This is a genomic window from Yoonia sp., assembly GCF_965660735.1.
Classification (GTDB): domain Bacteria; phylum Pseudomonadota; class Alphaproteobacteria; order Rhodobacterales; family Rhodobacteraceae; genus Yoonia.
The window spans coordinates 1-20,920 of record NZ_CBFIBD010000026.1 but is presented as its reverse complement, the minus strand read 5'-3'; the positions used below and the strand labels follow the sequence as shown (position 1 = coordinate 20,920).

The window sequence follows — 20,920 nt, the reverse complement described above, 5'->3', positions numbered from 1 at the left end:
GATCTGACATGGCTTTGCCATACATGGAAAAACATCGTGGCTTTCCGGGCCGTTTGCCAGGGACGGATTTTCAGTTCGTGCTGCGGCGCGCCAACAAGGACGGTGCGACACCGCTTGTCGCGCGCACCCGCTATCCCGACCGCCGCCCGCCCGACAAGCGCGCCGATGCGGGGTTCATGCAGGCGCTGTGGGACCATTTCGGAACTGAACCCTTCGTGCGCGGTAATCTGGATGCAGGGCGGCTTGGCTGGCTGTTCAGCCGCGAGGTGATCCCGGCCGAAGACCCGTTCGACCCGGCCAGCTATGAGGCGTTGCTGCGGATCAATGTGGATGTGGCCCGCGTCACCTTCCCTGATATCAACTGGGATCAAGCATAATGCCGCAGGCGACTGATATGCCGGTGGTGCTGCGATTTGGGCAGGTTTATGCCAATTTCGGGCTTCGGCGCGCCCCCATCTATGCAGTGCGGGCGAAATCCGGCAACATCGACCTCGGCGCACGAAAGACCTGCAAACGGCCTGCTGCGCCTTGTCCACAATGTTACCCTTCCCCAGACCGGCGTGCCCCTTTTCGGGGGCGGCCGGTCCTCTTTTATGGCGGTTTTTCGCGGGTGCGAGCGACTGGATCGACATCTGCTATTGGATATCACGTCGGTCTGGCTATGAATGGTGGGACCGTTGGCGTTTATTCCGGCGCATCCATTATACAAACAGTAGGCGATACATCATGCAAAAAAAATCACTCATCCTGGCCGTTGTTGCCATGTTCGGACTGGCCGGTTGCCTTGAAGGCGACGTGGAACGCGGCGTGGCGGGCGCTGGTGCAGGCTTTGTCGCATCCGAAGTCCTTGGCACGGACCGCACAGGGTCCATCCTTGCCGGTGCTGCCGCTGGCGTGCTGTGCGACGACGCGGGCATCAACGGCTGCCGCTAGGCTGAACAGACGCGCCCCTGGGGCGTATTGTAATCACTTCAACCGCCGCAGGGGCTATCCCCTTGCGGCGGTTTTGCGTTTTGGGGACAAAAACTGATGTTCAAGAAAATACTTATCGCCAACCGCGGCGAAATCGCCTGCCGTGTGATCAAGACAGCCCGCAAGATGGGCATCAAGACGGTGGCGATCTATTCCGACGCCGACCGCAATGCGTTGCATGTCAAGATGGCGGACGAGGCGGTGCATATCGGCCCCGCGCCTGCCAACCAGTCCTATATCGTCATCGACAAGGTGATGGATGCCATAAAGGCGACAGGGGCCGAGGCCGTGCATCCCGGTTACGGTTTCCTGTCCGAAAACGCCAAATTCGCCGAGGCGCTGGCGGCTGCCGGTGTTGCATTCATCGGCCCGCCCAAGGGCGCAATCGAGGCGATGGGCGACAAGATCACCTCGAAAAAGCTGGCACAAGAGGCGAATGTATCGACCGTGCCCGGCTACATGGGCCTGATTGCCGACGCAGACGAGGCCGTGACGATTTCGAACGAAATCGGCTATCCGGTGATGATCAAGGCCAGCGCGGGCGGCGGTGGCAAGGGTATGCGCATCGCCTGGAATGACGAGGAAGCCCGCGAGGGTTTCCAAAGTTCCAAGAACGAAGCCGCAAGCAGCTTTGGCGATGACCGGATATTTATTGAAAAGTTCGTGACGCAGCCGCGCCACATCGAAATTCAGGTGCTGGCCGACAGCCACGGCAATGCGGTTTACCTGCATGAACGCGAATGTTCGATCCAGCGCCGCAATCAAAAGGTCGTGGAAGAGGCGCCCAGCCCGTTCCTTGACGCGGAAACGCGCAAGGCGATGGGCGAACAATCTGTCGCGCTGGCGCAGGCGGTTGGCTACACAAGTGCGGGCACGGTGGAATTCATCGTGGACGGCAACCGGAATTTCTTTTTTCTGGAAATGAACACGCGGTTGCAGGTGGAACACCCGGTGACCGAACTGATCACCGGCATTGATCTGGTCGAACAGATGATCCGCGTCGCGGCAGGGGAAAAGCTAACCTTTGCGCAAGGTGACCTGAAAATCAACGGCTGGGCCATGGAAAGCCGTCTTTATGCCGAAGACCCCTATCGCGGGTTCCTGCCCTCGATCGGGCGGCTGAGCCGCTATCGCCCGCCGCTGGAAGAGGCAACGCCAGTGCGCGCCGTGCGCAATGATACCGGCGTTTTCGAAGGCGGCGAGATCAGCATGTATTACGATCCGATGATCGCCAAGCTGTGCACATGGGCCCCCGACCGGGCAACGGCGATCGAGGAAATGCGCCTTGCGCTGGACGGGTTCGAGTTGGAAGGGATCGGGCATAACCTGCCGTTCCTGGCCGCAGTCTATGATCACCCAAAATTCATCGCCGGCACCATGACGACCGCCTTCATCGAGGAAGAATTTCCCGATGGCTTTGACGGCGTTACGCTGCCGGATGTCACCTGCACCCGCATCGCCGCTGCTGCCGCCGCAATGCACCGGGTTGCCGAAATTCGCCGTGCGCGTATTTCAGGTCGCATGGACAACCACGAACGTCATGTGGGCGAAGATTGGGTCGTGAGCCTGCAAGGTGCGTCACATGCGGTTGTGATCACCGCCGACAAAGGCGGCGCGGATGTGCAGATCAATGGCAGCACTTTGCGCGTCGAAAGCGACTGGACACCGGGCGATCCGCTTGCGCGCTTGTCCGTCGATGGGGACCCGCTGGTGCTGAAGGTGGGCAAGATTTCCGGTGGATTCCGCGTCCGGTATCGGGGTGCGGACCTGAAGGTGCATGTGCGCACGCCGCGTCAGGCGGAATTGGCGGCGCTGATGCCCGAAAAATTGCCCCCCGATACGTCCAAATCGTTGCTTTGCCCGATGCCCGGCCTGATCGTAAAGGTCAACGTGGCCGAAGGCGACGAGGTGCAGGAAGGTCAGGCGCTCTGCACGGTCGAGGCGATGAAGATGGAAAATATCCTGCGCGCCGAACGCAAGGGTATTGTCAAAAAGGTCAACGCGGACGCGGGTGACAGCCTCGCGGTCGATGACGTGATCATGGAGTTCGAATGAACGCTCAGCGAATATTGGGCGCGCGCCGGTCCTCGACCTCTTGTTGGCGCAGGGGCATCTTGTCGATGGAACGTGTAATCTCGCGCACGTCCCATGGGCTGGGCTTGCGAAAGGCGACGGTGCCATCCTTGGCCACCAGAGCCAACATGAAACCGCGCGGGCGCAATGCGGTGCGCACGTCCGACATGGCGTCCGGATCGGTATCGGTGACCACCATCACATCACGTTCCGCCAACTCATCGATGCGCGCAAACAGCAGATCCATCTGCTGGACAAAGCGCGGATCATTCGGCGTGTCGGCAAAGACGACCAGCGGGCGTACCCGCCATTGCAGTTCGTCCAGCTGCACGTCTGTGCTATCAAATACACGCGTCGGGTCTGCCTCCCACAACTCATATGTGGTTGCTTCCTGCGCGTTTGCGGCAAGGGCCCCGAACCAGACGGCGGCGGCGGCGATGTTCATCAAGACTTTCATGTATTTGGATATAGCTGCGCTGCACCGAAAAGCTAAGGGGCAACTGCACTTTTGTATGAACAATCTCGTGTTGTTCCACCAGCCAACCGTTTGGAGGGTCAAATGACCGACAAGAAAACATGGGAAGAGATTGCGGCAAAGGAACTGCGCGGCAAGCCGCTGGATGCGCTGACGTGGGACACTCTGGAAGGGATCAAGGTCAAGCCGCTTTACACGGCCGAAGATACCGCCGGGCTGCCTCATATGGGTGGTGTACCCGGTTCAGCGCCATTTACACGTGGCGTCAAGGCCACGATGTATGCGGGCCGGCCATGGACCATCCGGCAATATGCGGGGTTTTCCACGGCCGAGGAATCGAATGCCTTTTACCGCCGCGCGCTGGCTGCGGGCCAGCAGGGCGTTTCCGTTGCCTTCGATCTGGCCACGCACCGTGGCTATGACAGCGATCACCCCCGCGTCGAAGGTGATGTTGGCAAGGCCGGTGTCGCCATCGACAGTGTGGAAGACATGAAAATCCTGTTTGACGGCATTCCACTGGATCAGGTCAGCGTGTCGATGACGATGAACGGCGCGGTCATTCCCATCCTCGCCAACTTCATCGTCGCGGGCGAAGAACAGGGGCATGACCGCAAACTGCTATCCGGCACGATCCAGAACGATATCCTCAAGGAATTCATGGTCCGCAATACCTATGTCTATCCACCAGAACCGTCGATGCGGATCATCGCGGATATCATCGAATACACCACGAACGAAATGCCGCGGTTCAATTCGATCAGCATCAGCGGCTATCATATGCAAGAGGCGGGCGCGAACCTGGTGCAGGAATTGGCCTATACGCTGGCTGACGGGCGCGAATACGTGCGTGCCGCCATTGCGCGAGGCATGGATGTGGATCGCTTTGCCGGACGGCTAAGTTTCTTTTTCGCCATCGGCATGAATTTCTTTATGGAGGCCGCGAAACTGCGCGCCGCGCGTCTGCTGTGGTCGCGGATCATGGCGGAATTCAATCCCAAGGACCCCAAATCGTCGATGCTGCGCACCCATTGCCAGACCAGCGGTGTCAGTCTTGCCGAACAGGACCCTTACAACAACGTCGTGCGTACCGCCTACGAGGCGATGAGCGCGGTGCTGGGCGGCACGCAGTCGCTGCACACCAATTCGCTGGACGAGGCGATCGGCCTGCCGACTGAACATTCCGCCCGCATCGCCCGAAACACCCAGTTGATCCTGCAAGAGGAAACCGGGATCACGCATGTCGTCGATCCCCTTGCAGGGTCCTATTACGTCGAAAGTCTGACGCACGAATTGGCCGAGGCGGCATGGGCGCTGATCGAGGAGGTCGAGGAAATGGGCGGCATGACCAAGGCTGTGGCGTCTGGTATGCCCAAGCTCCGGATCGAGGAAACCGCCGCCCGCCGTCAGGCCGACATCGACCGCGGCACGGAGGTGATCGTCGGCGTGAACAAGTATCGCAAGGATAAGGAAGACCCGATCGATATCCTCGATATCGACAATAACGCCGTGCGCGAGGGCCAGATCATACGTATCAGCGCGACCAAGGCGGCACGCGACGATGCGGCCTGTGATGCGGCGTTGACCGAAATCACCCGCCGCGCAAACGAAGGCGGTAACCTTCTGGAAGCGGCGGTCGAAGCCGCCCGCGCGCGCGCCACAGTCGGAGAAATCAGCATGGCCATGGAAAAAGCATTCGGACGGCATCGCGCCGAGGTGAAAACGCTCGCCGGGGTCTATGGTGCCGCATACGAGGGCGACGCAGGTTTCGCTGAAATCCAGCGCAGCGTCGAACAATTCGCCAAAGACGAAGGGCGCCGCCCGCGCATGCTTGTGGTCAAGATGGGGCAGGACGGGCATGATCGCGGCGCCAAGGTGATTGCCACGGCCTTTGCCGATATCGGGTTCGACGTCGACGTCGGCCCCCTTTTCCAGACACCGCAAGAGGCCGCACAGGACGCCATCGACAACGATGTGCATGTCATCGGGATCAGTTCACAGGCGGCAGGGCATAAAACGCTCGCACCCAAGCTGGTGCAGGCGCTGCGCGATGCAGGGGCGGGTGACATCCTTGTCATCTGCGGCGGCGTGATCCCCCAGCAGGATTACCAATTTCTGTACGACAGTGGCGTCAAGGCCATCTTTGGCCCCGGCACAAATATCCCCGAGGCCGCCCAGGATATCCTGAAACTGATCAGGAACGCCCGCAGCTAGAAACCTCCGCACCCGCTTCTTCCGAGCATAAATATCCCCGCCGGAGGCAGCGGTTTTCGCAGAAAGCCGCTCTTGTGCGGATCAGCTTGCATTGTGACGGGTTTGCGGATTTTGTAGATGTCAGTTTGAATTTTTCTGGCAAAAGCAATCCGATGCTGCATCTTGACCATCTCGCTGTCGGCTGTGCCGACTTGGATAGGGGCACCAAATGGGTCGCGGCGCAGTTGGGCGTGCCGCTGCAACCGGGTGGCCGGCATGACCGCTTTGGCACGCATAACATGCTTTTGGGTCTGGCGGACGGAATATATCTCGAGGTGATCGCGCCCGATCCTGATGCAGCGCCCTTTGACGGCAGACGCTGGTTCGGGCTGGATGATTTCACCGGCCCGCCACGGCTGGCAAACTGGATTTGCCGCACGACTGATCTGGATGCGGTTGTCGCGGCGGCTCCGCCTGCTGTCGGTCGCGCGCATGGGTTGCAGCGCGGCGATCTGAACTGGCAGATCACGGTCCCCGAAGACGGCACGCTGCCCTTTGGCGGCGCCTATCCGACGCTGATGGAATGGGCCGCACACACGCGTCATCCGGCGGACAGGTTGCCTGACAGCGGTTGTCGGCTGACCGAATTTGTCGTGACCCATCCACAGGCCACGCAGGTGCAATCCATGCTGTCGTTGACCGATCCGCGCATTGTCTTTCAGACCGGGCCGGCAGGGTTCAGCGCCACATTTGACACGCCCAGCGGCGTGCGGTCCCTGTGATGATCCGGCCCGCGTGCCGCGACGATGCACCCGCGATCGCCGCAATCTGGAACCATGCCATCCGCGAGACGACGATCACCTTCAACCCGGTTGAAAAAACCGCAAGCGAAGTCGCCGATCTGACGGAAAATGCCTGTCTGATCTGGGAAGACCACGACCGGTTGCTTGGTTTTGCCCGCTATTTCCAGTTTCGCGGTGGCGCAGGCTATCGCCATACTGCGGAACACACGATCATGCTGGCCGACACAGCGCAGGCGCGCGGCGGCGGGCGGGCGTTGATGGCGGCCCTTTGCGCCGATGCCAGGGACGCGGGCATGCATACAATGTTTGCGGGGTGCAGCGCGGAAAACCCCGGAGCTGTGCGATTTCATGCCGCTTTGGGCTTTGTGACGGTTGCAACCCTGCCCGAGGTAGGGTTCAAGTTCGGGCGCTGGATTGATCTGGTGTTGATGCAAAAACGGCTCTGACAAAGGAACGCGCGATGTCGATCTGGTCACGGATGGCCGAAGCAATCGCCGCCCTGGCCAAGGGCGAGCCACTGTCGGCCGTCTTTGACAAATTGCGTGCACGACCTGACCGGACCGTCGGTTTCGCGATCGCCGTCATCGCGCTTGGTGCCAAGATGGCCAAGGCCGACGGCACCGTCACCCGAGACGAGGTCATCGCCTTTCGCGAGGTGTTCCTGATCCCCCCCGAGGAAGAGGCGAACGCAGCGCGCGTGTTCAATCTGGCCCGGCAGGATGTTGCGGGCTTTGATATCTACGCCCAGCGGATCAAGGCAATGTTTAGTGATGACGCCGCCCCGCTTTGCGACCTTCTCGAGGGGCTGTTTCATATCGCAATGGCCGATGGTGACTATCACCCCAAAGAGGATGCATTCCTGCAAGAAGTCGCCGGGATATTCGGTCTGAGCGAAAGCCAGTTTCGCGGTGTCCGGTCCCGCTTTGTCGATGATGCCACGCGTGATCCTTATGACGTGCTTGGTGTTTCGCCCGATGCGCCTTTGCCTGACATTCGCACGGCTTGGCGAAAACTGGTTCGCGAAACCCACCCCGATCAGATGATGGCACGTGGCGTTCCCAAAGAAGCGATCAAACTGGCCGAACGGCGGCTGGTTGCCATCAACCGCGCCTGGGAGGAAATCCAGGACCAGGCCGCATGAGGATCGCCACCTATAACGTGGAATGGTTCAACAACCTGTTTGATGATGATGGGGTTTTGCTGGATGACGGCGGCTGGTCTGGCCGCTGGGATGTGACCCGCGCCCAGCAGACAGAAGCGCTGGGCGGGGTGTTTACCGCGATGGACGCCGACGCGGTCATGGTGATCGAGGCCCCCGATACCAGCCGCAAACGCGACGGGGAACAGGCGCTGGAATACTTTGCGGCTTGGTGCGGGCTGCGGGCACGCAAGGCGCTGACCGGGTTCCACAACCAGACCCAGCAGGAAATCACCCTGCTTTATGATCCTGACGTCATCACTGCGGTGCATGATCCTCTGGAAACACCTGAATTTCCCCGGTTCGATGCAAAGTTCCGAATGGATGTGGACGTGGACGCCACACCAGAGGTGATCCGCTGGTCCAAACCCCCGCTGGAAGTGGCGGTCACTACGCCCAACGGCGCGCTGCGCCTGATCGGGGTTCATGCCAAATCAAAGGCGCCGCATGGTGTCACCAACCCGGATGCGATCAAACGGGTCGCCATCGAAAACCGGCGCAAGCAGATGGCGCAATGCGTCTGGTTGCGGGGGCGCGTGGCACAGCATCTTGCCGCGGGCGACGATCTGATCGTGCTGGGCGATTTCAACGATGGTCCGGGGCTGGATGAATACGAAAATCTGTTCGGTCGCTCCGGTGTCGAAATCGTGCTGGGTGCCGAAGACGAAATCCGGCTTTTCGACCCGCATGCGCAAATGGTGCTGGGGCGCCGGGTCGGGGCGCAACCCGCGACGGCGCGGTTCAAGCGCAAGGGTGAACCCTATCTGTCGGCCTTGCTGGATTATGTCATGATTTCGCCCGGCTTGCGCACCAGAAACCCGAAATGGCAGATATGGCACCCTTTCGATCATCCGGATATATTTGCCAACCTGCACTTGCGCGCGGCGCTTTTGCTGGCGTCAGATCATTTCCCGGTCGTTCTGGACATTGATTTGTGATTTGGGTTTGCAGCTCGGGCCGCGTATACTGAACACATGAAACGCCTTGTTGCCATGATCCTTGCCCTTGGTCTTTGTGTCAGCCCTGCCAACGCGCAGGACAGCGATACAGAGGTCGAGGAAGGTTTCAGCCTGATGGAAGAAGGTGCAAGGATGCTGATGCGCGGCCTGATGTCCGAAATTGAACCGAAAATGGACGAATTGCGCGACACGCTTGAACAGATGGGGCCGGCGTTTGCTGGATTTGTCCGCGACATCGGACCCGCCCTTGCCGAATTGCTGGAAGAGGTCGATGACCTGCGCCATTATCAGGCGCCAGAGTTTCTGCCCAATGGCGATATCATCATCCGTCGCAGGCCCGACGCACCGATCTGGGTTCCCGATGATGCAAGCGAAGCAATCGAGCTATAGCGTTTTCCTGAATTTCACGGTGCCCGTCGCATCAAGCGCGCCCGCAAGTGCGGCAAAGCGCGATTCGGCTACCTCGCCATAAAGCGGGCGTGCGTGTTCGGTCAGCGTCAGCGTCAATGTGCGGTGTCTGGCGCTCCATTGCAGGGTGCCGGGCTGTTCATCGGCGTTCAGCCACAGCATGGCCCCCAGACGCATTGCCTTGCCCAGCACTTCGGCCTCTTTGATCTGGTCGGGATTCAGCATCGCGAACAGCGCCTCGTAGCGCGATCCGTCGGGTTTGTTGGTGTAGCGGTTCATCAGCGCCAGCCCCAACAGCACCCGTTCATAATGCTTCAACCCGCCCAGATTGGCGCGGGTCGCGTTGTCGAATGTCACTTCGGCGCGGTAATCGGGATGGGCGCGCCAGCTGACGTCATGCAGCAGGCAGGCGGCCTTGATGATCCGCTTGCGTTGCCAGTTGGCACGCGGAAACAGGGGTTTGACAAAATCATACAGCACCCGGCCAAAGCCGGGCAGCCGAGCGTCCTTTGCCTCGGCAAAACGGCAGGCCTCGACCAGCGGGTCGCGTTCGCGCAATTCGCGGGGCATCTGTTCATACAGCATCCCCTCGCGGATGCCATAGGATGACACCGCCACATCCTTGGGTTTGAAGGTGCGCATCAGTTCCTGCAAAACGATGGATGCCAGCGGCACCAGCGACATGCGACTGTCGGATATGTTGCAGCGCGCGCGCAGGTCCTGCAGGTCGGAGGTGCGGATATATTCGGCGGTTTTTGAAATGCGCCGCGATGACATGCGATATTCGTGCAGGACCGTCAGCGGGTAATTGCGCCGTTCCATGTCGATGCGCGCAATCGCTCGCCATGATCCGCCCACAAGAAACAGGCGCATCCCTGTTTCATGGCCCATATCGGCGTGCAACTGCGCCATGGTTTCACGCACATAGGCCTTTACGGCCTTTTTGCCGCCCTTGATCTCGCGCAGTTTCAGCGGACCCAGCGCCGATGTCACCCGCTGGCCCACGCGCCCGTCGGCCAGGTCGGCCAGTTCCATCGACGATCCGCCGATGTCGCAGACCAGCCCGTAACTGCCCGGCCAACCCAAAAGCACGCCCTGGGCGGATAATCGTGCCTCTTCCTTGCCGTCGATGACCCACAGCTTGATGCCTGTTTCACGCAAGACCTCATCGCGAAATTCCTGCCCGTCGCTGGCCTCGCGCACGGCGGCGGTGGCGACGGCGGTCAGGGGGGGGATGCTCATCCCTTCGGCGAGGGCGGCGAACCGCCGGATCGCCGACAGGGCGCGTTTGCGACCTTCGCTGTTCAGATGACCTGTCTGCGACAGACCTGCCCCCAATCCACACATGATCTTTTCGTTGTAGAAATAGGCGGGCGACCGCGCCGCGCCATCGAACACCACCAAGCGAACAGAGTTTGAGCCCACGTCGATCACGCCAACCCGGCTTAGCCCGCGCGCGGCATCGCCATCAAACAAAGGACGTCCGAAAGGCCCCCAGTCAATTGTGTCAGGGTCTGGTTGCTGCGTCATGTGATCCCCGTTTGTCGCCCCGCCGACCCCGGTATCGGTCAATCATCCGTGTGGGTCAATTGCGGAACATCAGATGCGCCCGCCGACCCGCGCCCCGACAGCGACGGATTTTCCATGAAAAAGCGGTGGCAATTAAAGGCGAATTCACCTTCGGGGATCGTGGCACGGGTAAAACTGCCGTCTGCGGCCATCACCCAGCTTTGCGCCACGTCAGCCATGTTCGCCGCCATGACCTGACTGACGATCTGGGCCTTGACGGTCGCGTTCGTGATTTCGACAAGCGTTTCAACCCGGCGGTTCAGGTTGCGCCCCATCCAGTCGGCAGAGCTGATATAAACCTTGGACTTTTTGGATGGGAGCGTATGACCATTGCCAAAACAGACGATCCGGGAATGTTCCAGAAACCGCCCGACGATGGATTTGACGCGGATGTTTTCCGACAGGCCCGCAACACCGGGGCGCAACCCGCAGATGCCACGGATCACAAGGCTGATTTTGACACCATCCTGCGACGCGGCATAAAGCGCGTCGATCACATCCGGTTCGACCAGCGAATTCATCTTGGCCCAGATCATCGCCGGCTTGCCGTCGCGGGCGTGTGCGGCCTCGGTCGCGATTCGGTCCAGCAGGGTCTGTTTCAGGCTGATGGGCGAAATCGCGAGGTTTTCCAAACCCTCGGGCTGGGCATAGCCGGACAGGTAGTTGAACACCTTGGTCGCATCCCGGCCAAGGCTGGCATCACAGGTGAACAGGCTCAGGTCCGTATAAATCCGTGCCGTGATCGGGTGATAGTTGCCGGTGCCGAAATGGGTATAGGTGACCAGCTTGTCATCCTCGCGGCGGACCACGGTGCTGATCTTGGCGTGGGTTTTATACTGCATGAAGCCGTAGACCACATGCGCGCCCGCCCGTTCCAGCCGCCGCGACTGCCGTATATTTGCGGCTTCGTCGAACCGCGCCTTGAGTTCGACCAATGCGGTGACAGATTTGCCGTCTTCGGCGGCTTCGCACAACGCTTCGACAATGGGCGAGCGTTTCGATGTGCGGTAAAGCGTCTGCTTGATCGCGACCACATTGGGATCGCGCGCCGCCTGCGTCAGAAACCGCACGACCATGTCAAAGGTTTCATAAGGGTGGTGCAGCAGCATGTCTTTTTGCCGGATCGCGGCGAACATGTCACCGTCGTGGTCCTGCACACGTTCGGGGACGCGCGGCGCAAACGGGGGCCACAATAGATCGGGGCGGTTGTCCAGCACCAATTCGCCCAGATCGGCGATGCCGATCAGCCCGTCCACCTCGACCACTGTGTCTTCGGTCACGTGCAGTTCGTGCATGATCAGGGATTTCAGGGCGGGTGGCGCCCCGGCGGACAGTTTCAGGCGCACGACCTCGCCCCGGCGGCGCCGTTTCAGGGCCACCTCGAATTCGCGCACTAGGTCTTCGGCTTCATCTTCCAGTTCGAGGTCACTGTCGCGTAAAACCTTGAACGCACAGCTGCCCTTGATCTTGTAGCCGGGGAAAAGCCGCGTGATGTGCAACTGCAATAGTTCCTCCAACGGCAGGAAACGCTGATCGCCATCGCCGGACGGCAGCGGGACAAACCGGTCGATCTGCGCGGGCACCGGCAAGAGCGACCGCAACTGGCGTTTGTCGCTGGGCCGTTCCAGTTGCAGCGCCAGCGCGAACCCTTCGTTGGGCAGAAACGGAAAGGGATGCGCGGGATCGATGGCCAGCGGCGACAGCACCGGGAATACCTGTTCGATGAACACGTCTTCCAGATAGGCAATGTCATCCTTGCTCAGCGCGTCACGGGTCAGAATGTGGATACCGTTTTCCGCCATCTCGGCCTGCAAGGCGTTGAATACCTCTTGCTGGCGGCTCATCAGCTGGCGCGCGTTTTCATTGATCATCACCAGTTGTTCGGCCGGCGTCAGCCCGTCAAGTCCCGGCGATGTGTTGCCGGCATTGGCCAGTTCGCGCAGGCCTGCGACCCGCACGGTATAGAATTCATCCAGATTGGTAGCGGAAATCGACAGGAACCGCAGCCGTTCCAGCAGCGGCACGCGCAAGTTCTCGGCCTCTTCCAGCACGCGCCAGTTGAACCCCAGCCAGCTCAGCTCGCGGTTGAAGAACCGCGCGGGCGTGGCGGTGTCGATGTCGAGTGCGGTCGGGGCCGGAAACGCCCCTTCAAGAAAATTTGCTGTGTTCATGAGGCCTTTTGCACCGCGATTGTTGCGGTTGTGTGACAACTATCGCGGTGTCAGCCGCTGTTGTCCAGCAAATCGGCGGCGAGGGCCTGATTGATCTTGCGCCCTTGTGCCAATGCGGCGGCATCCAGCCTGTCCACGATGTCAGCGGCCGCCGCAAAGGACCGTTCGATCCGGGGCGTCAGATAATTGACCAGCGCCGGTTTTGGCATGATCTGGCGATCTGCAAACAGTTTCATGATCAGCGCCTGCAACAGGGCGTCATCGGGGTTCTCGATTCGGGTCAGCGTGGTGGCCTGCATCCGGCTGGCCAGATCAGGCAGGGCGATGGGCCAGCGGCTGGGCGCTGTGCGGGCGGTCATCAACAGTGTGCCGCCGGTGTGGCGCAGATGGTTGTGCAGATGGAACATCGCCTCTTCTGCGTGGCGGGGCAGATGTGCCATGTCCTCGATGATCACACAGGTGGCGTCTGTCTGAAAATCGGCGGTCATTGCGGCAGCATGCAGGATCATGCCACCGGTTTGCGCCCTGAAAATCCGCGCAAGGTGGCTTTTGCCACACCCCTTTGGCCCGATGATGACCAGCTTGCGATCGGGCCAGCCCGCTGGGTTTGTCAGCATCGCATAGGTTTGTGCGTTTGCCTCGGCGACAAAGAAATCATCGGGGCCAAGGGCAACGCCGGTTGGCCAGTCAAAGGAAAGCTGATCCGCCATGTCAGTCGTCTGTCGACAGACCGCGATAAAGGCGGCTTTGCTTGTAACGTGTCACGCCATAGCGCGTGACGACACCGATCATGGCCGCGACCGGAACCGCCACCAGCATCCCTACAAAGCCGAACAGCGACCCAAAGACCGACAATGCAAACAACAGCCATACCGGGTGCAACCCGACCGACCCGCCCACAAGTTTGGGGGTCAGGATGTTGCCTTCCAGAAACTGACCAAGGCCAAAGATCGCCGCAACGATCCCGATGCGCAGCCAGTCGGTGCCGTCCACCCCACCCCAGAACTGGAACAGGGCCAGCCCCACGGCCAGGATGCCGCCAACCAATGCGCCAACATAGGGGATGAATGTGATCAAGCCGGCAATAAACCCGACGATCAGACCGAAATTCAGCCCCGCGATCATCAGCGCGATGGCATAATATGTGCCCAGGACAACGCAGACAGTGCCTTGCCCCCGGATGAAGCTGGCAAGCGTATCGTTTATTTCCCGCGCGAGTTGCCGGACCGCAGGGGCATGGTCGCGCGGCAACAGATCGTCGATGCGCGCGGTCATGTTGTCCCAGTCCAGCAACAGATAGAACGCCACGACCGGCACGATGATCAGCAGCACTAGGATGTTCAGTAGCCCCAATGCGGAGCTGAGCACGCTGTTCAGCAGCTCGCCCCCCTTGGACTGGATGGTTTCCCCGATCTTGAGAAGCTGCTGGCGGATCGTGCTGTCGGCGTCCACCAGCGCCGGGAAACGGTCGGTCAGACCGCTTTGCAGTCGGCTGAACAGCTCTGGCGCGGTGTTGATCAGTTGGGTGGTCTGTTGCACCAGTGTCGGGATCACCAGCAGGATCAGCACAACAAAGACAACAATCGTCACAAGCGTGATGATCGCCACCGACACGGTGCGGCTGAACCCGAGCTTTTCCAGCCGGTCCGCGATGGGATCAAGGCAATAGGCTATCGCCCCGCCCAGCACGAACGGCAGGATCACATCGCCCAGAAACCACAGGACGATCAAAAAGACGGCTGTGGCGATGCCCCAGTATTTGGCTTGTTCGCGAACGGGAAGTGCCATGCCGGATCCTTGTTTTCCTGCACGATAAATGCGGTATGGCGCGGCTTTGTGCAAGTGCAGCGCATTATTTAGCAGTCTGGCTGCCAGGCAGTTCGCAGCGTGGGGGCATTGGCTTTGGCTTGCCACGCCGCAAACGGCACCCTACACGGATGCAAAACCATAGTTGATCAAAAGGTCTGTCCGATGCGTCTCAGCCGCTATTTCCTGCCCGTTCTGAAAGAAACTCCGCGCGAGGCGCAGATCGTCAGCCACCGCTACATGTTGCAGGCCGGCATGATCAAGCAGGCCAGCGCCGGCATTTATTCCTGGCTGCCGCTGGGGTTCAAGGTGTTGCGCAAGATTGAAGACATCGTGCATCAGGAACAGGCCCGCGCGGGTCATATCGCGATCCAGATGCCGACGATCCAGTCGGCCGACCTTTGGCGCGAAAGCGGGCGTTATGATGCCTACGGCGAAGAAATGCTGCGCATTACCGACCGGGGCGGGCGTGACATGCTGTATACCCCGACGGCCGAGGAACTGGTCACAGATATCTTTCGCGCCCATGTCAGCAGCTATAAGGATCTTCCGCTAACGCTCTATCAGATACAGTGGAAATTCCGGGACGAGGTGCGCCCGCGCTTTGGCGTCATGCGGGGCCGCGAATTCTATATGAAGGACGGCTACAACTTCGACCTGACCAAAGAGGACGCGCTGCACGCCTATAACCGCCATCTGGTCAGCTATCTGCGCACTTATGAACGGCTTGGCCTGCAGGCGATCCCGATGCGTGCGGACAGCGGCCCGATCGGGGGCGACGATACGCATGAATTCCTTGTGCTGGCCGATACCGGCGAATCAGAGGTGTTCTATGACAGCGAAATCACCGATCTGAAATTCGGCGACCGTCAGATTGATTATGACGATCACTCTGCCTGTGCCGCCGTGCTGGATGAATTCACCAGCCGCTATGCCCGCACGGATGAAACCCATGATGAGGCCGTGTTCAACGATGTGCCCGCTGACCGTCGCCGCACCGCGCGCGGGATCGAGGTGGGCCAGATATTCTACTTCGGCACCAAGTACTCCGAGGCGATGGGCGCGCTGGTCGATGATGGCCAGGGCGGCAAGGTGCCTGTGCATATGGGCAGCCACGGCATTGGCGTGTCGCGTCTTGTCGGTGCGATCATCGAGGCAAGCCACGACGACAAGGGCATCATCTGGCCCGAAGGCGTGACCCCGTTCCATTGTGGTATCCTGAACATGCGTCAGGGTGATGCCGAAACCGATGCCGCCTGCGAGGCGCTTTATGCGTCGCTGACAGCGCTTGGGCTGGAACCGCTTTATGATGATCGCGACGAACGCGCCGGGGCGAAATTCGGTACGATGGACATGATCGGCCTGCCATGGCGCATCACCGTTGGCCCGCGCGGCTTGAAAAACGGGGTGGTCGAACTGACCAGCCGCCGCACCGGCGAAAGCCAGGAAATGTCGCCCGAGGATGCCATCGCCCGCATCACGCAGATCTATGACGGGATTGCGTGACGCGCCCGCCCTTTTGAACATTTGACTGGTCGCTGATCCGCGCGGATTGGCGCCCATTGGCCAATTTTTCGTTCGCACCTGCGATCTGCCTTGTTATGCTGCCCGAAAAGAAACGAAGAGGCCGCAGATGATGATCCGCCCAAGGGCCCTGCGATGATCCGGATGCTTTGCCTTGTTGCTGGCTTGTCCGGTGCGGCGGGCCTGTCGCAGTATCCTGAATTTTCGCAGCAATACCTGCAACGGCTGGCGGGGCAGGTCGATGCGCTGACCGAGGTCGTCAAGGACTTCGACGCCTCTGCCCTTGCGGCCGGTCTGGGGCGGGAACAGGCGCTGGAGCAGATGACCGGCACACCATTTCTGGAAAGCCGCCAGGCCGATATGCGCCGCACCTTTGCCCGCCATGCGCGGCTGGCCGAAAGCCTGATCATGCTGCGTGATGCGGGGCCGCTGGCGCGGCTGACGCTGCCGCACCGCATGGGCGATGCCGCGACCTTGCGCGCGACCTGGGCGGATTTCACGCCTGCGGTTCCGGTCAGCGTGGCGGGGGCCACCACCGCCGGGGCGGGATTTGTCAGCGGGTGGGGACTGTTCGCGGCCTTGTTTGCGGCCCTCGGGGTGCCGTTTCGCAAGTCCCCGAAACGCGCCCGCAAGCAGGACCGCCGTGCACTTGCCGTGCGGCCTGAACCACCTTTGAACAAACCGACGCTGTTGGCGACGCCCGGGGATCACAAACCAAGATTGGCGGGCGCCCGGCGCTAATTGGTGCGCACACGTCTTGACCATTGCCAGCGCACAGATCACCTTGCCGCGAAACTGATACAGGAGCCGCCATGGCCGAGGTGAAAACCACCGCCCCCTTTGCGAAATTCGAATGGATGATCGCCTGGCGCTATATCCGCGCCAAACGCGCCGAGGGCGGTGTCAGTGTCATGACATGGATCAGTCTGGTCGGCGTAACACTGGCTGTTTTCGCCCTGATTGCCACGCTGGCGGTGCGGTCGGGGTTTCGCGCGGAATTCATCGATACGATCGTGGGGGCGAACGCCCATGTTACCGTCATGCGTCCGCGCGAGGTGATCACCGATTACGATGCAATGGCTGAACGGATCATGGCGATTGAAGGCGTGCAATCGGTTGCACCCCTGGTGCGGGGGCAATCCATGGCCAGCGCCTTTGGCACCAATACGCTGGCTGATATCCATGGCATACGGCTGGAGGATCTGAAGAAATCCGACGCCATCGTGCAAAGCGAACGCACCATAGGCGATATCGACAGGTTACCCGAAGGCATCGCGCTGGGGTCCGCGCTGGCGGCCAACCTGGGGGTCGGGATCGGCGACCGCGTGGAATTCACGATCCGGTCGGGTGCGATCACGCCGATGGGCCGCAGCACGCGGGTCAACGCGTATGAGGTCGTGTTCATCTTTTCCACCGGCCGTTACCAGATCGACGAAGTCCGCGCCTATCTGCCCTTTGATCAGGCGCAGCTGATCTTTAACCGCGATGGCGCCGTGGACGAACTTGAGGTGCGGCTGGATGACATCAACCGGTCTGAAGAGCTGAAGCAGGATATCGCCAATGCTGCCGGGGCGGGGATTTGGGCCTATAGCTGGCAGGACCGCGTGGGCCGCTACCTGCGTGCGCTGACGATCGAAGATAACGTGATGTTCATCATCCTGTCGATACTGGTGCTGGTGGCGTCAATGAACATCATCAGTGGGCTGATCATGCTGGTGAAAAACAAGGGTCGCGATGTCGGCATCCTGCGCACCATGGGCCTGACCGAAGGGTCGATCCTGCGCATCTTCTTTATCTGCGGGGCAGGGATCGGCACGCTGGGCACGGCGCTGGGCGTGGTGCTGGGGTGTTTGTTTGCCATTTATATCGACCAGATTTTCAGCCTTGTGAATTATGTCGCCGGTGGCGGCGTCTGGGACCCGTCCATCAGGGGTATCTACAACGTGCCCGCCGAATTACGGCTGGTCGATGTGGTCAAGGCAATGTCGCTGTCTCTGGGCCTGTCGTGGATTATCACCATATTTCCGGCCCGCCGCGCGGCCCGCATGAACCCGGTCGAGGCGTTGCGCTATGAATAACCCCACGCTGCAGGTCAGCGATCTGACCAAAACCTACAACCATGGCAAACCCAACGAGGTCCGCGTGCTGCAAGGCGCATCCCTGTCCGTGGCCCCGGGCGAGGTTGTCGCACTGGTTGCGCCATCAGGTGCCGGCAAATCGACGCTGCTGCATATCGCGGGGCTGCTGGATACGCCCGACAGCGGCGCGGTGAGGATCGCGGGGCAAGACATGAGCCACCTGCCGGACCGCAGGCGCACTGCGGTGCGGCGGGCCACCGTCGGGTTTATCTACCAGTTTCATCATCTGCTGCCCGAATTTACCGCGCTGGAAAACATCGTCCTGCCGCAACTGGCCAATGGCGCCAGCCAAAAGGCGGCAGAGGCGCGCGCGCTGGCATTGCTGGACCGTGTCGGGATCGCCGAACGCGCATCGCACCGGCCTGCGGCCTTGTCCGGGGGCGAACAACAGCGCGTTGCCTTTTGCCGCGCGCTGGCCAATGAACCCACGCTATTGCTGGCCGATGAACCCACCGGCAACCTTGACCCCGACACATCCGACCGGGTGTTTGGCGCACTGATGGCGCTGGTGCGCGACACCGGGCTTGCCGCTGTCATCGCGACCCACAATCTTGAACTTGCCGCAAGGATGGACCGTCAGCTGCGTCTGACCGGCGGCGTGTTGGCGCCGCTATAGGGATACCGTCAGGCCGATGATGCGGTTGATCCGGCGGTCAGACTTTCTGTGTGACGAAAACACCTGCGGCCATCAATGCAATACCTGCTGCGCGCGTCAGGGTCAGCGGTGACGCTTGCGCCGTGAACAGCCCGAAATGATCAATCGCGGCAGCCGAAATCAACTGCCCCAGCAACACCACAAACACTGCGTTTCCCACCCCCATCGTCGGGGCGATCCAAGTGATCGACAGCACATAGAATGCCACCAGGACCCCTGCCAGAAACAGATGGCGCGGCGCGCCGGCCAGTTTGGCGGCCGCCGACGGGTTGGTGGCAACGGCCGTGCCAGCGGCCACGGCAAAGGCCACGATGAACAGAACCGCCGCCGCCACTGCCGGCGATCCGATCTGGCGACCCAGTGCCGCGTTCAAGGCAGCCAGCACCGGCACGCCGATCCCGGCGGCCAGCATGATGATGATATGATGCGGCATGGATGATCCTTTGGGAATGATTGCGCGGCTTTTAATCTGGATCATGGCGGCCCCGGTCGGCCTTTGCTAGGGTGAGTGCAAAACAAGAGGAGGCATTGATGCGGTATTTGATCATTTTGGGCGCTTTGGGGCTGGCTGCCTGTGTCGAGGACCCCGTGGACGGGCGCACGGCGTATCTGGCGGACTGCGCCGGATGCCATGGTGCGGACGGGCGCGGGGACGGGCCTGATGCACGTGACCTTGCGGTCGTATCCCCCGACCTGACGCAAATCGCGGCACGCAATGGCGGGACGTTCCCCCGCACCCGTGTGATGAGCACGATCGACGGGCTGAACCGGGCCGCCCATTTCAATCCGGCGATGCCGGAATTCGGGGCGGGGGACATGGGTGAAACCGTGATCTTTGAACAGGATGGATTGGGCACGCCTGTGCCGGAACGGCTGCTGGCACTGACGGATTATCTGGAAAGCATCCAGCGATAACCCGACCTGACAATGACGTGAACGAAGGCCGCGGCATATGTGCCGGGGCTGCTGGGGTGCTATGTCCTGCCCGAGTGTCAAAATAGGAACCCCCATGCGCCTGATCCTGCCCGTCCTGCTTGCCGTTTCGATCGCCTTCCCCGCCCTGTCCGGCCCCGTGTCCTTTGGTAACGGCTGGTCGGAACAGCGGCTGAAACTGTTCAGCTCGAACGATTACAGTTTCGGGGACAACCTGGGGATCCGGTCGGATGGGTCTGTGTCCCTGGCCTGGACACGGCTTGCGCAGAGCGAATGGGGCACGCGCGCCGCGACATGGGTTTGGAGCGTCGAACAATCCGTGCCACCCACCGATCTGGCGCGCAAGGGCGGGGATGACCGGAACATATCGCTTTATTTCGTTTTTCTGCCCGAAGATCAGGCAGAGGCATCGGCAGGGGCGGGTATCCGCAGCCTGCTGGGCAATGATCAGGTGCGGGTGCTGCAATATGTCTGGGGCGGCAACCATGACCCCGGTCAGGTGATCCCGTCACCTTATGGCCCGGCGGGGCAGGGGGCGACGGTGGCGCTGCGGCAGGCCGGCACCGGCGCGTACACAGAAGACGTTGACCTGACCCGCGACTATACAGCCGCCTTTGGCGGAACGCCGGGCGCACTTGTCGGGCTGGCCGTGTCGGCAGACAGCGACGATACCGATAGCGCAATACGGGCAGCACTTGGCAGGCTTGTCCTGCGCTAGGCTGGTTTGATCTGCATCAACGCGGTCCGGTCGGGCAGGTCATAACCTCTGCTTGTCATCACAAAGGAGGATCGGATGCGTTTGCTTGGTCTTATTATGCTGCTGGGCCTTGCCGGGCCGGTCGCGGCGCAGGATGCGGTCAGGGGCGAAGCGATCTATCGGTTCTACTGCGCGACCTGCCACGGGGTTTCAGCCGAAGGCAACGGGCCGATGTCGCCTTCGCTGGTCGTGCAGCCAACTGACCTGACACAGCTCGAGGCAGGAAACGGCGGTGTGTTCCCCACAACCCGCGTCGTGATGCGCATTGACGGGCGCGATCCGCTGGTCA

Annotated in this window: 22 protein-coding genes; 16 read left to right on the top strand and 6 right to left on the bottom strand. The window is 60.9% G+C overall.

Going from position 1 to position 20,920, the window contains the following annotated elements; translation table 11 throughout:
• Positions 1-8: 8 nt before the first annotated feature.
• From ACTG4B_RS10565 to ACTG4B_RS10555, 3 genes are all read left to right on the top strand, one after another.
• Positions 9-377: a hypothetical protein gene (locus ACTG4B_RS10565; RefSeq protein ID WP_439155667.1), complete on the top strand. Its 369-nt coding sequence runs from the start codon at positions 9-11 to the stop codon at positions 375-377.
• Between the two features lie 349 nt (positions 378-726).
• Positions 727-933 carry a hypothetical protein gene (locus tag ACTG4B_RS10560; protein ID WP_439155666.1) on the top strand — a complete coding sequence of 69 codons (207 nt, stop codon included), beginning with the start codon at positions 727-729 and terminating at the stop codon, positions 931-933.
• A 96-nt stretch (positions 934-1,029) separates the two neighbouring features.
• The gene (locus ACTG4B_RS10555; protein WP_439155665.1) at positions 1,030-3,027 is read left to right on the top strand and encodes an acetyl-CoA carboxylase biotin carboxylase subunit; all 1,998 of its coding nucleotides are present in this window, start codon (positions 1,030-1,032) and stop codon (positions 3,025-3,027) included.
• 4 nt (positions 3,028-3,031) lie between these two features.
• On the opposite strand, the gene ACTG4B_RS10550 is transcribed toward ACTG4B_RS10555, so the two are convergent.
• Complete coding sequence (locus ACTG4B_RS10550) at positions 3,032-3,490, bottom strand: DUF4174 domain-containing protein (protein WP_439155664.1); 459 nt, start codon at positions 3,488-3,490, stop codon at positions 3,032-3,034.
• A 114-nt stretch (positions 3,491-3,604) separates the two neighbouring features.
• Here ACTG4B_RS10550 and scpA point away from each other — a divergent pair, with 114 nt between their 5' ends.
• The 6 genes from scpA to ACTG4B_RS10520 all read left to right on the top strand — a co-directional run bounded on the left by scpA (position 3,605) and on the right by ACTG4B_RS10520 (position 9,060).
• On the top strand, positions 3,605-5,731 hold the full coding sequence (gene scpA / locus ACTG4B_RS10545) for a methylmalonyl-CoA mutase (RefSeq protein WP_439155663.1): 2,127 nt from the start codon (positions 3,605-3,607) through the stop codon (positions 5,729-5,731).
• 152 nt (positions 5,732-5,883) lie between these two features.
• Complete coding sequence (locus ACTG4B_RS10540; protein WP_439155662.1) at positions 5,884-6,492, top strand: VOC family protein; 609 nt, start codon at positions 5,884-5,886, stop codon at positions 6,490-6,492.
• A complete protein-coding gene (locus ACTG4B_RS10535) occupies positions 6,492-6,959 on the top strand; it encodes a GNAT family N-acetyltransferase (protein WP_439155661.1) in 468 nt (155 codons plus the stop codon). The genes ACTG4B_RS10540 and ACTG4B_RS10535 overlap by 1 nt, the downstream gene beginning before the upstream one ends.
• Before the next feature lie 14 nt (positions 6,960-6,973).
• Positions 6,974-7,654, top strand: coding sequence for a TerB family tellurite resistance protein (locus ACTG4B_RS10530; protein WP_439155660.1), 681 nt, complete (start codon positions 6,974-6,976; stop codon positions 7,652-7,654).
• The gene (locus tag ACTG4B_RS10525; RefSeq protein WP_439155659.1) at positions 7,651-8,649 is read left to right on the top strand and encodes an endonuclease/exonuclease/phosphatase family protein; all 999 of its coding nucleotides are present in this window, start codon (positions 7,651-7,653) and stop codon (positions 8,647-8,649) included. The genes ACTG4B_RS10530 and ACTG4B_RS10525 overlap by 4 nt, the downstream gene beginning before the upstream one ends.
• 36 nt (positions 8,650-8,685) lie before the next feature.
• Positions 8,686-9,060 carry an AAA+ family ATPase gene (locus ACTG4B_RS10520; RefSeq protein WP_439155658.1) on the top strand — a complete coding sequence of 125 codons (375 nt, stop codon included), beginning with the start codon at positions 8,686-8,688 and terminating at the stop codon, positions 9,058-9,060.
• On the opposite strand, the gene ACTG4B_RS10515 is transcribed toward ACTG4B_RS10520, so the two are convergent.
• Genes ACTG4B_RS10515 through ACTG4B_RS10500 form a run of 4 tightly spaced genes read right to left on the bottom strand, consistent with a single transcriptional unit; the run spans position 9,055 to position 14,606 of the window.
• The gene (locus tag ACTG4B_RS10515; RefSeq protein WP_439155657.1) at positions 9,055-10,608 is read right to left on the bottom strand and encodes a Ppx/GppA family phosphatase; all 1,554 of its coding nucleotides are present in this window, start codon (positions 10,606-10,608) and stop codon (positions 9,055-9,057) included. The two genes, ACTG4B_RS10520 and ACTG4B_RS10515, sit on opposite strands and share 6 nt — an antisense overlap.
• 38 nt (positions 10,609-10,646) lie before the next feature.
• Positions 10,647-12,818, bottom strand: coding sequence for an RNA degradosome polyphosphate kinase (locus ACTG4B_RS10510; RefSeq protein ID WP_439155656.1), 2,172 nt, complete (start codon positions 12,816-12,818; stop codon positions 10,647-10,649).
• Between the two features lie 50 nt (positions 12,819-12,868).
• Complete coding sequence (locus ACTG4B_RS10505) at positions 12,869-13,528, bottom strand: chromosomal replication initiator DnaA (RefSeq protein ID WP_439155655.1); 660 nt, start codon at positions 13,526-13,528, stop codon at positions 12,869-12,871.
• 1 nt (position 13,529) lies between these two features.
• Positions 13,530-14,606 carry an AI-2E family transporter gene (locus ACTG4B_RS10500; RefSeq protein ID WP_439155654.1) on the bottom strand — a complete coding sequence of 359 codons (1,077 nt, stop codon included), beginning with the start codon at positions 14,604-14,606 and terminating at the stop codon, positions 13,530-13,532.
• A gap of 183 nt (positions 14,607-14,789) precedes the next feature.
• Between ACTG4B_RS10500 and proS the strand changes: the two genes are divergently transcribed.
• The 4 genes from proS to ACTG4B_RS10480 all read left to right on the top strand — a co-directional run bounded on the left by proS (position 14,790) and on the right by ACTG4B_RS10480 (position 18,902).
• The gene (gene proS, locus ACTG4B_RS10495; RefSeq protein WP_439155653.1) at positions 14,790-16,130 is read left to right on the top strand and encodes a proline--tRNA ligase; all 1,341 of its coding nucleotides are present in this window, start codon (positions 14,790-14,792) and stop codon (positions 16,128-16,130) included.
• Between the two features lie 153 nt (positions 16,131-16,283).
• The gene (locus tag ACTG4B_RS10490) at positions 16,284-16,889 is read left to right on the top strand and encodes a DUF2937 family protein (RefSeq protein ID WP_439155652.1); all 606 of its coding nucleotides are present in this window, start codon (positions 16,284-16,286) and stop codon (positions 16,887-16,889) included.
• A gap of 71 nt (positions 16,890-16,960) precedes the next feature.
• A complete protein-coding gene (locus ACTG4B_RS10485; RefSeq protein WP_439155651.1) occupies positions 16,961-18,226 on the top strand; it encodes an ABC transporter permease in 1,266 nt (421 codons plus the stop codon).
• Positions 18,219-18,902: an ABC transporter ATP-binding protein gene (locus tag ACTG4B_RS10480; protein ID WP_439155650.1), complete on the top strand. Its 684-nt coding sequence runs from the start codon at positions 18,219-18,221 to the stop codon at positions 18,900-18,902. The genes ACTG4B_RS10485 and ACTG4B_RS10480 overlap by 8 nt, the downstream gene beginning before the upstream one ends.
• A 37-nt stretch (positions 18,903-18,939) precedes the next feature.
• Here the strand turns inward: ACTG4B_RS10480 and ACTG4B_RS10475 are convergent, their stop codons facing one another.
• Entirely contained in the window at positions 18,940-19,374 is a 435-nt protein-coding gene (locus tag ACTG4B_RS10475; protein WP_439155692.1) for a DMT family transporter, read from the bottom strand.
• Positions 19,375-19,472: 98 nt separating this feature from the next.
• Between ACTG4B_RS10475 and ACTG4B_RS10470 the strand changes: the two genes are divergently transcribed.
• From ACTG4B_RS10470 to ACTG4B_RS10460, 3 genes are all read left to right on the top strand, one after another.
• Positions 19,473-19,856: a c-type cytochrome gene (locus ACTG4B_RS10470; protein ID WP_439155649.1), complete on the top strand. Its 384-nt coding sequence runs from the start codon at positions 19,473-19,475 to the stop codon at positions 19,854-19,856.
• A 94-nt stretch (positions 19,857-19,950) separates the two neighbouring features.
• Entirely contained in the window at positions 19,951-20,592 is a 642-nt protein-coding gene (locus tag ACTG4B_RS10465; protein WP_439155648.1) for a DUF3047 domain-containing protein, read from the top strand.
• 75 nt (positions 20,593-20,667) lie between these two features.
• Positions 20,668-20,920, top strand: a 253-nt coding sequence (locus ACTG4B_RS10460) for a c-type cytochrome (protein ID WP_439155647.1), incomplete at its 3' end; no start/stop codon positions are given.

Bases quoted from the DNA above. Each gene is read 5' to 3' on its own strand.
- proS (WP_439155653.1), top strand. From the start codon at position 14,790: ATGCGTCTCAGCCGCTATTTCCTGCCCGTTCTGAAAGAAACTCCGCGC.
- ACTG4B_RS10550 (WP_439155664.1), bottom strand. From the start codon at position 3,490: ATGAACATCGCCGCCGCCGCCGTCTGGTTCGGGGCCCTTGCCGCAAAC.
- scpA (WP_439155663.1), top strand. From the start codon at position 3,605: ATGACCGACAAGAAAACATGGGAAGAGATTGCGGCAAAGGAACTGCGC.
- ACTG4B_RS10515 (WP_439155657.1), bottom strand. From the start codon at position 10,608: ATGACGCAGCAACCAGACCCTGACACAATTGACTGGGGGCCTTTCGGA.
- ACTG4B_RS10470 (WP_439155649.1), top strand. From the start codon at position 19,473: ATGCGGTATTTGATCATTTTGGGCGCTTTGGGGCTGGCTGCCTGTGTC.
- ACTG4B_RS10480 (WP_439155650.1), top strand. From the start codon at position 18,219: ATGAATAACCCCACGCTGCAGGTCAGCGATCTGACCAAAACCTACAAC.
- ACTG4B_RS10555 (WP_439155665.1), top strand. From the start codon at position 1,030: ATGTTCAAGAAAATACTTATCGCCAACCGCGGCGAAATCGCCTGCCGT.
- ACTG4B_RS10475 (WP_439155692.1), bottom strand. From the start codon at position 19,374: ATGCCGCATCATATCATCATCATGCTGGCCGCCGGGATCGGCGTGCCG.
- ACTG4B_RS10485 (WP_439155651.1), top strand. From the start codon at position 16,961: ATGGCCGAGGTGAAAACCACCGCCCCCTTTGCGAAATTCGAATGGATG.
- ACTG4B_RS10525 (WP_439155659.1), top strand. From the start codon at position 7,651: ATGAGGATCGCCACCTATAACGTGGAATGGTTCAACAACCTGTTTGAT.
- ACTG4B_RS10520 (WP_439155658.1), top strand. From the start codon at position 8,686: ATGAAACGCCTTGTTGCCATGATCCTTGCCCTTGGTCTTTGTGTCAGC.
- ACTG4B_RS10510 (WP_439155656.1), bottom strand. From the start codon at position 12,818: ATGAACACAGCAAATTTTCTTGAAGGGGCGTTTCCGGCCCCGACCGCA.
- ACTG4B_RS10500 (WP_439155654.1), bottom strand. From the start codon at position 14,606: ATGGCACTTCCCGTTCGCGAACAAGCCAAATACTGGGGCATCGCCACA.
- ACTG4B_RS10535 (WP_439155661.1), top strand. From the start codon at position 6,492: ATGATCCGGCCCGCGTGCCGCGACGATGCACCCGCGATCGCCGCAATC.
- ACTG4B_RS10530 (WP_439155660.1), top strand. From the start codon at position 6,974: ATGTCGATCTGGTCACGGATGGCCGAAGCAATCGCCGCCCTGGCCAAG.
- ACTG4B_RS10560 (WP_439155666.1), top strand. From the start codon at position 727: ATGCAAAAAAAATCACTCATCCTGGCCGTTGTTGCCATGTTCGGACTG.
- ACTG4B_RS10490 (WP_439155652.1), top strand. From the start codon at position 16,284: ATGATCCGGATGCTTTGCCTTGTTGCTGGCTTGTCCGGTGCGGCGGGC.
- ACTG4B_RS10540 (WP_439155662.1), top strand. From the start codon at position 5,884: ATGCTGCATCTTGACCATCTCGCTGTCGGCTGTGCCGACTTGGATAGG.
- ACTG4B_RS10565 (WP_439155667.1), top strand. From the start codon at position 9: ATGGCTTTGCCATACATGGAAAAACATCGTGGCTTTCCGGGCCGTTTG.
- ACTG4B_RS10505 (WP_439155655.1), bottom strand. From the start codon at position 13,528: ATGGCGGATCAGCTTTCCTTTGACTGGCCAACCGGCGTTGCCCTTGGC.
- ACTG4B_RS10465 (WP_439155648.1), top strand. From the start codon at position 19,951: ATGCGCCTGATCCTGCCCGTCCTGCTTGCCGTTTCGATCGCCTTCCCC.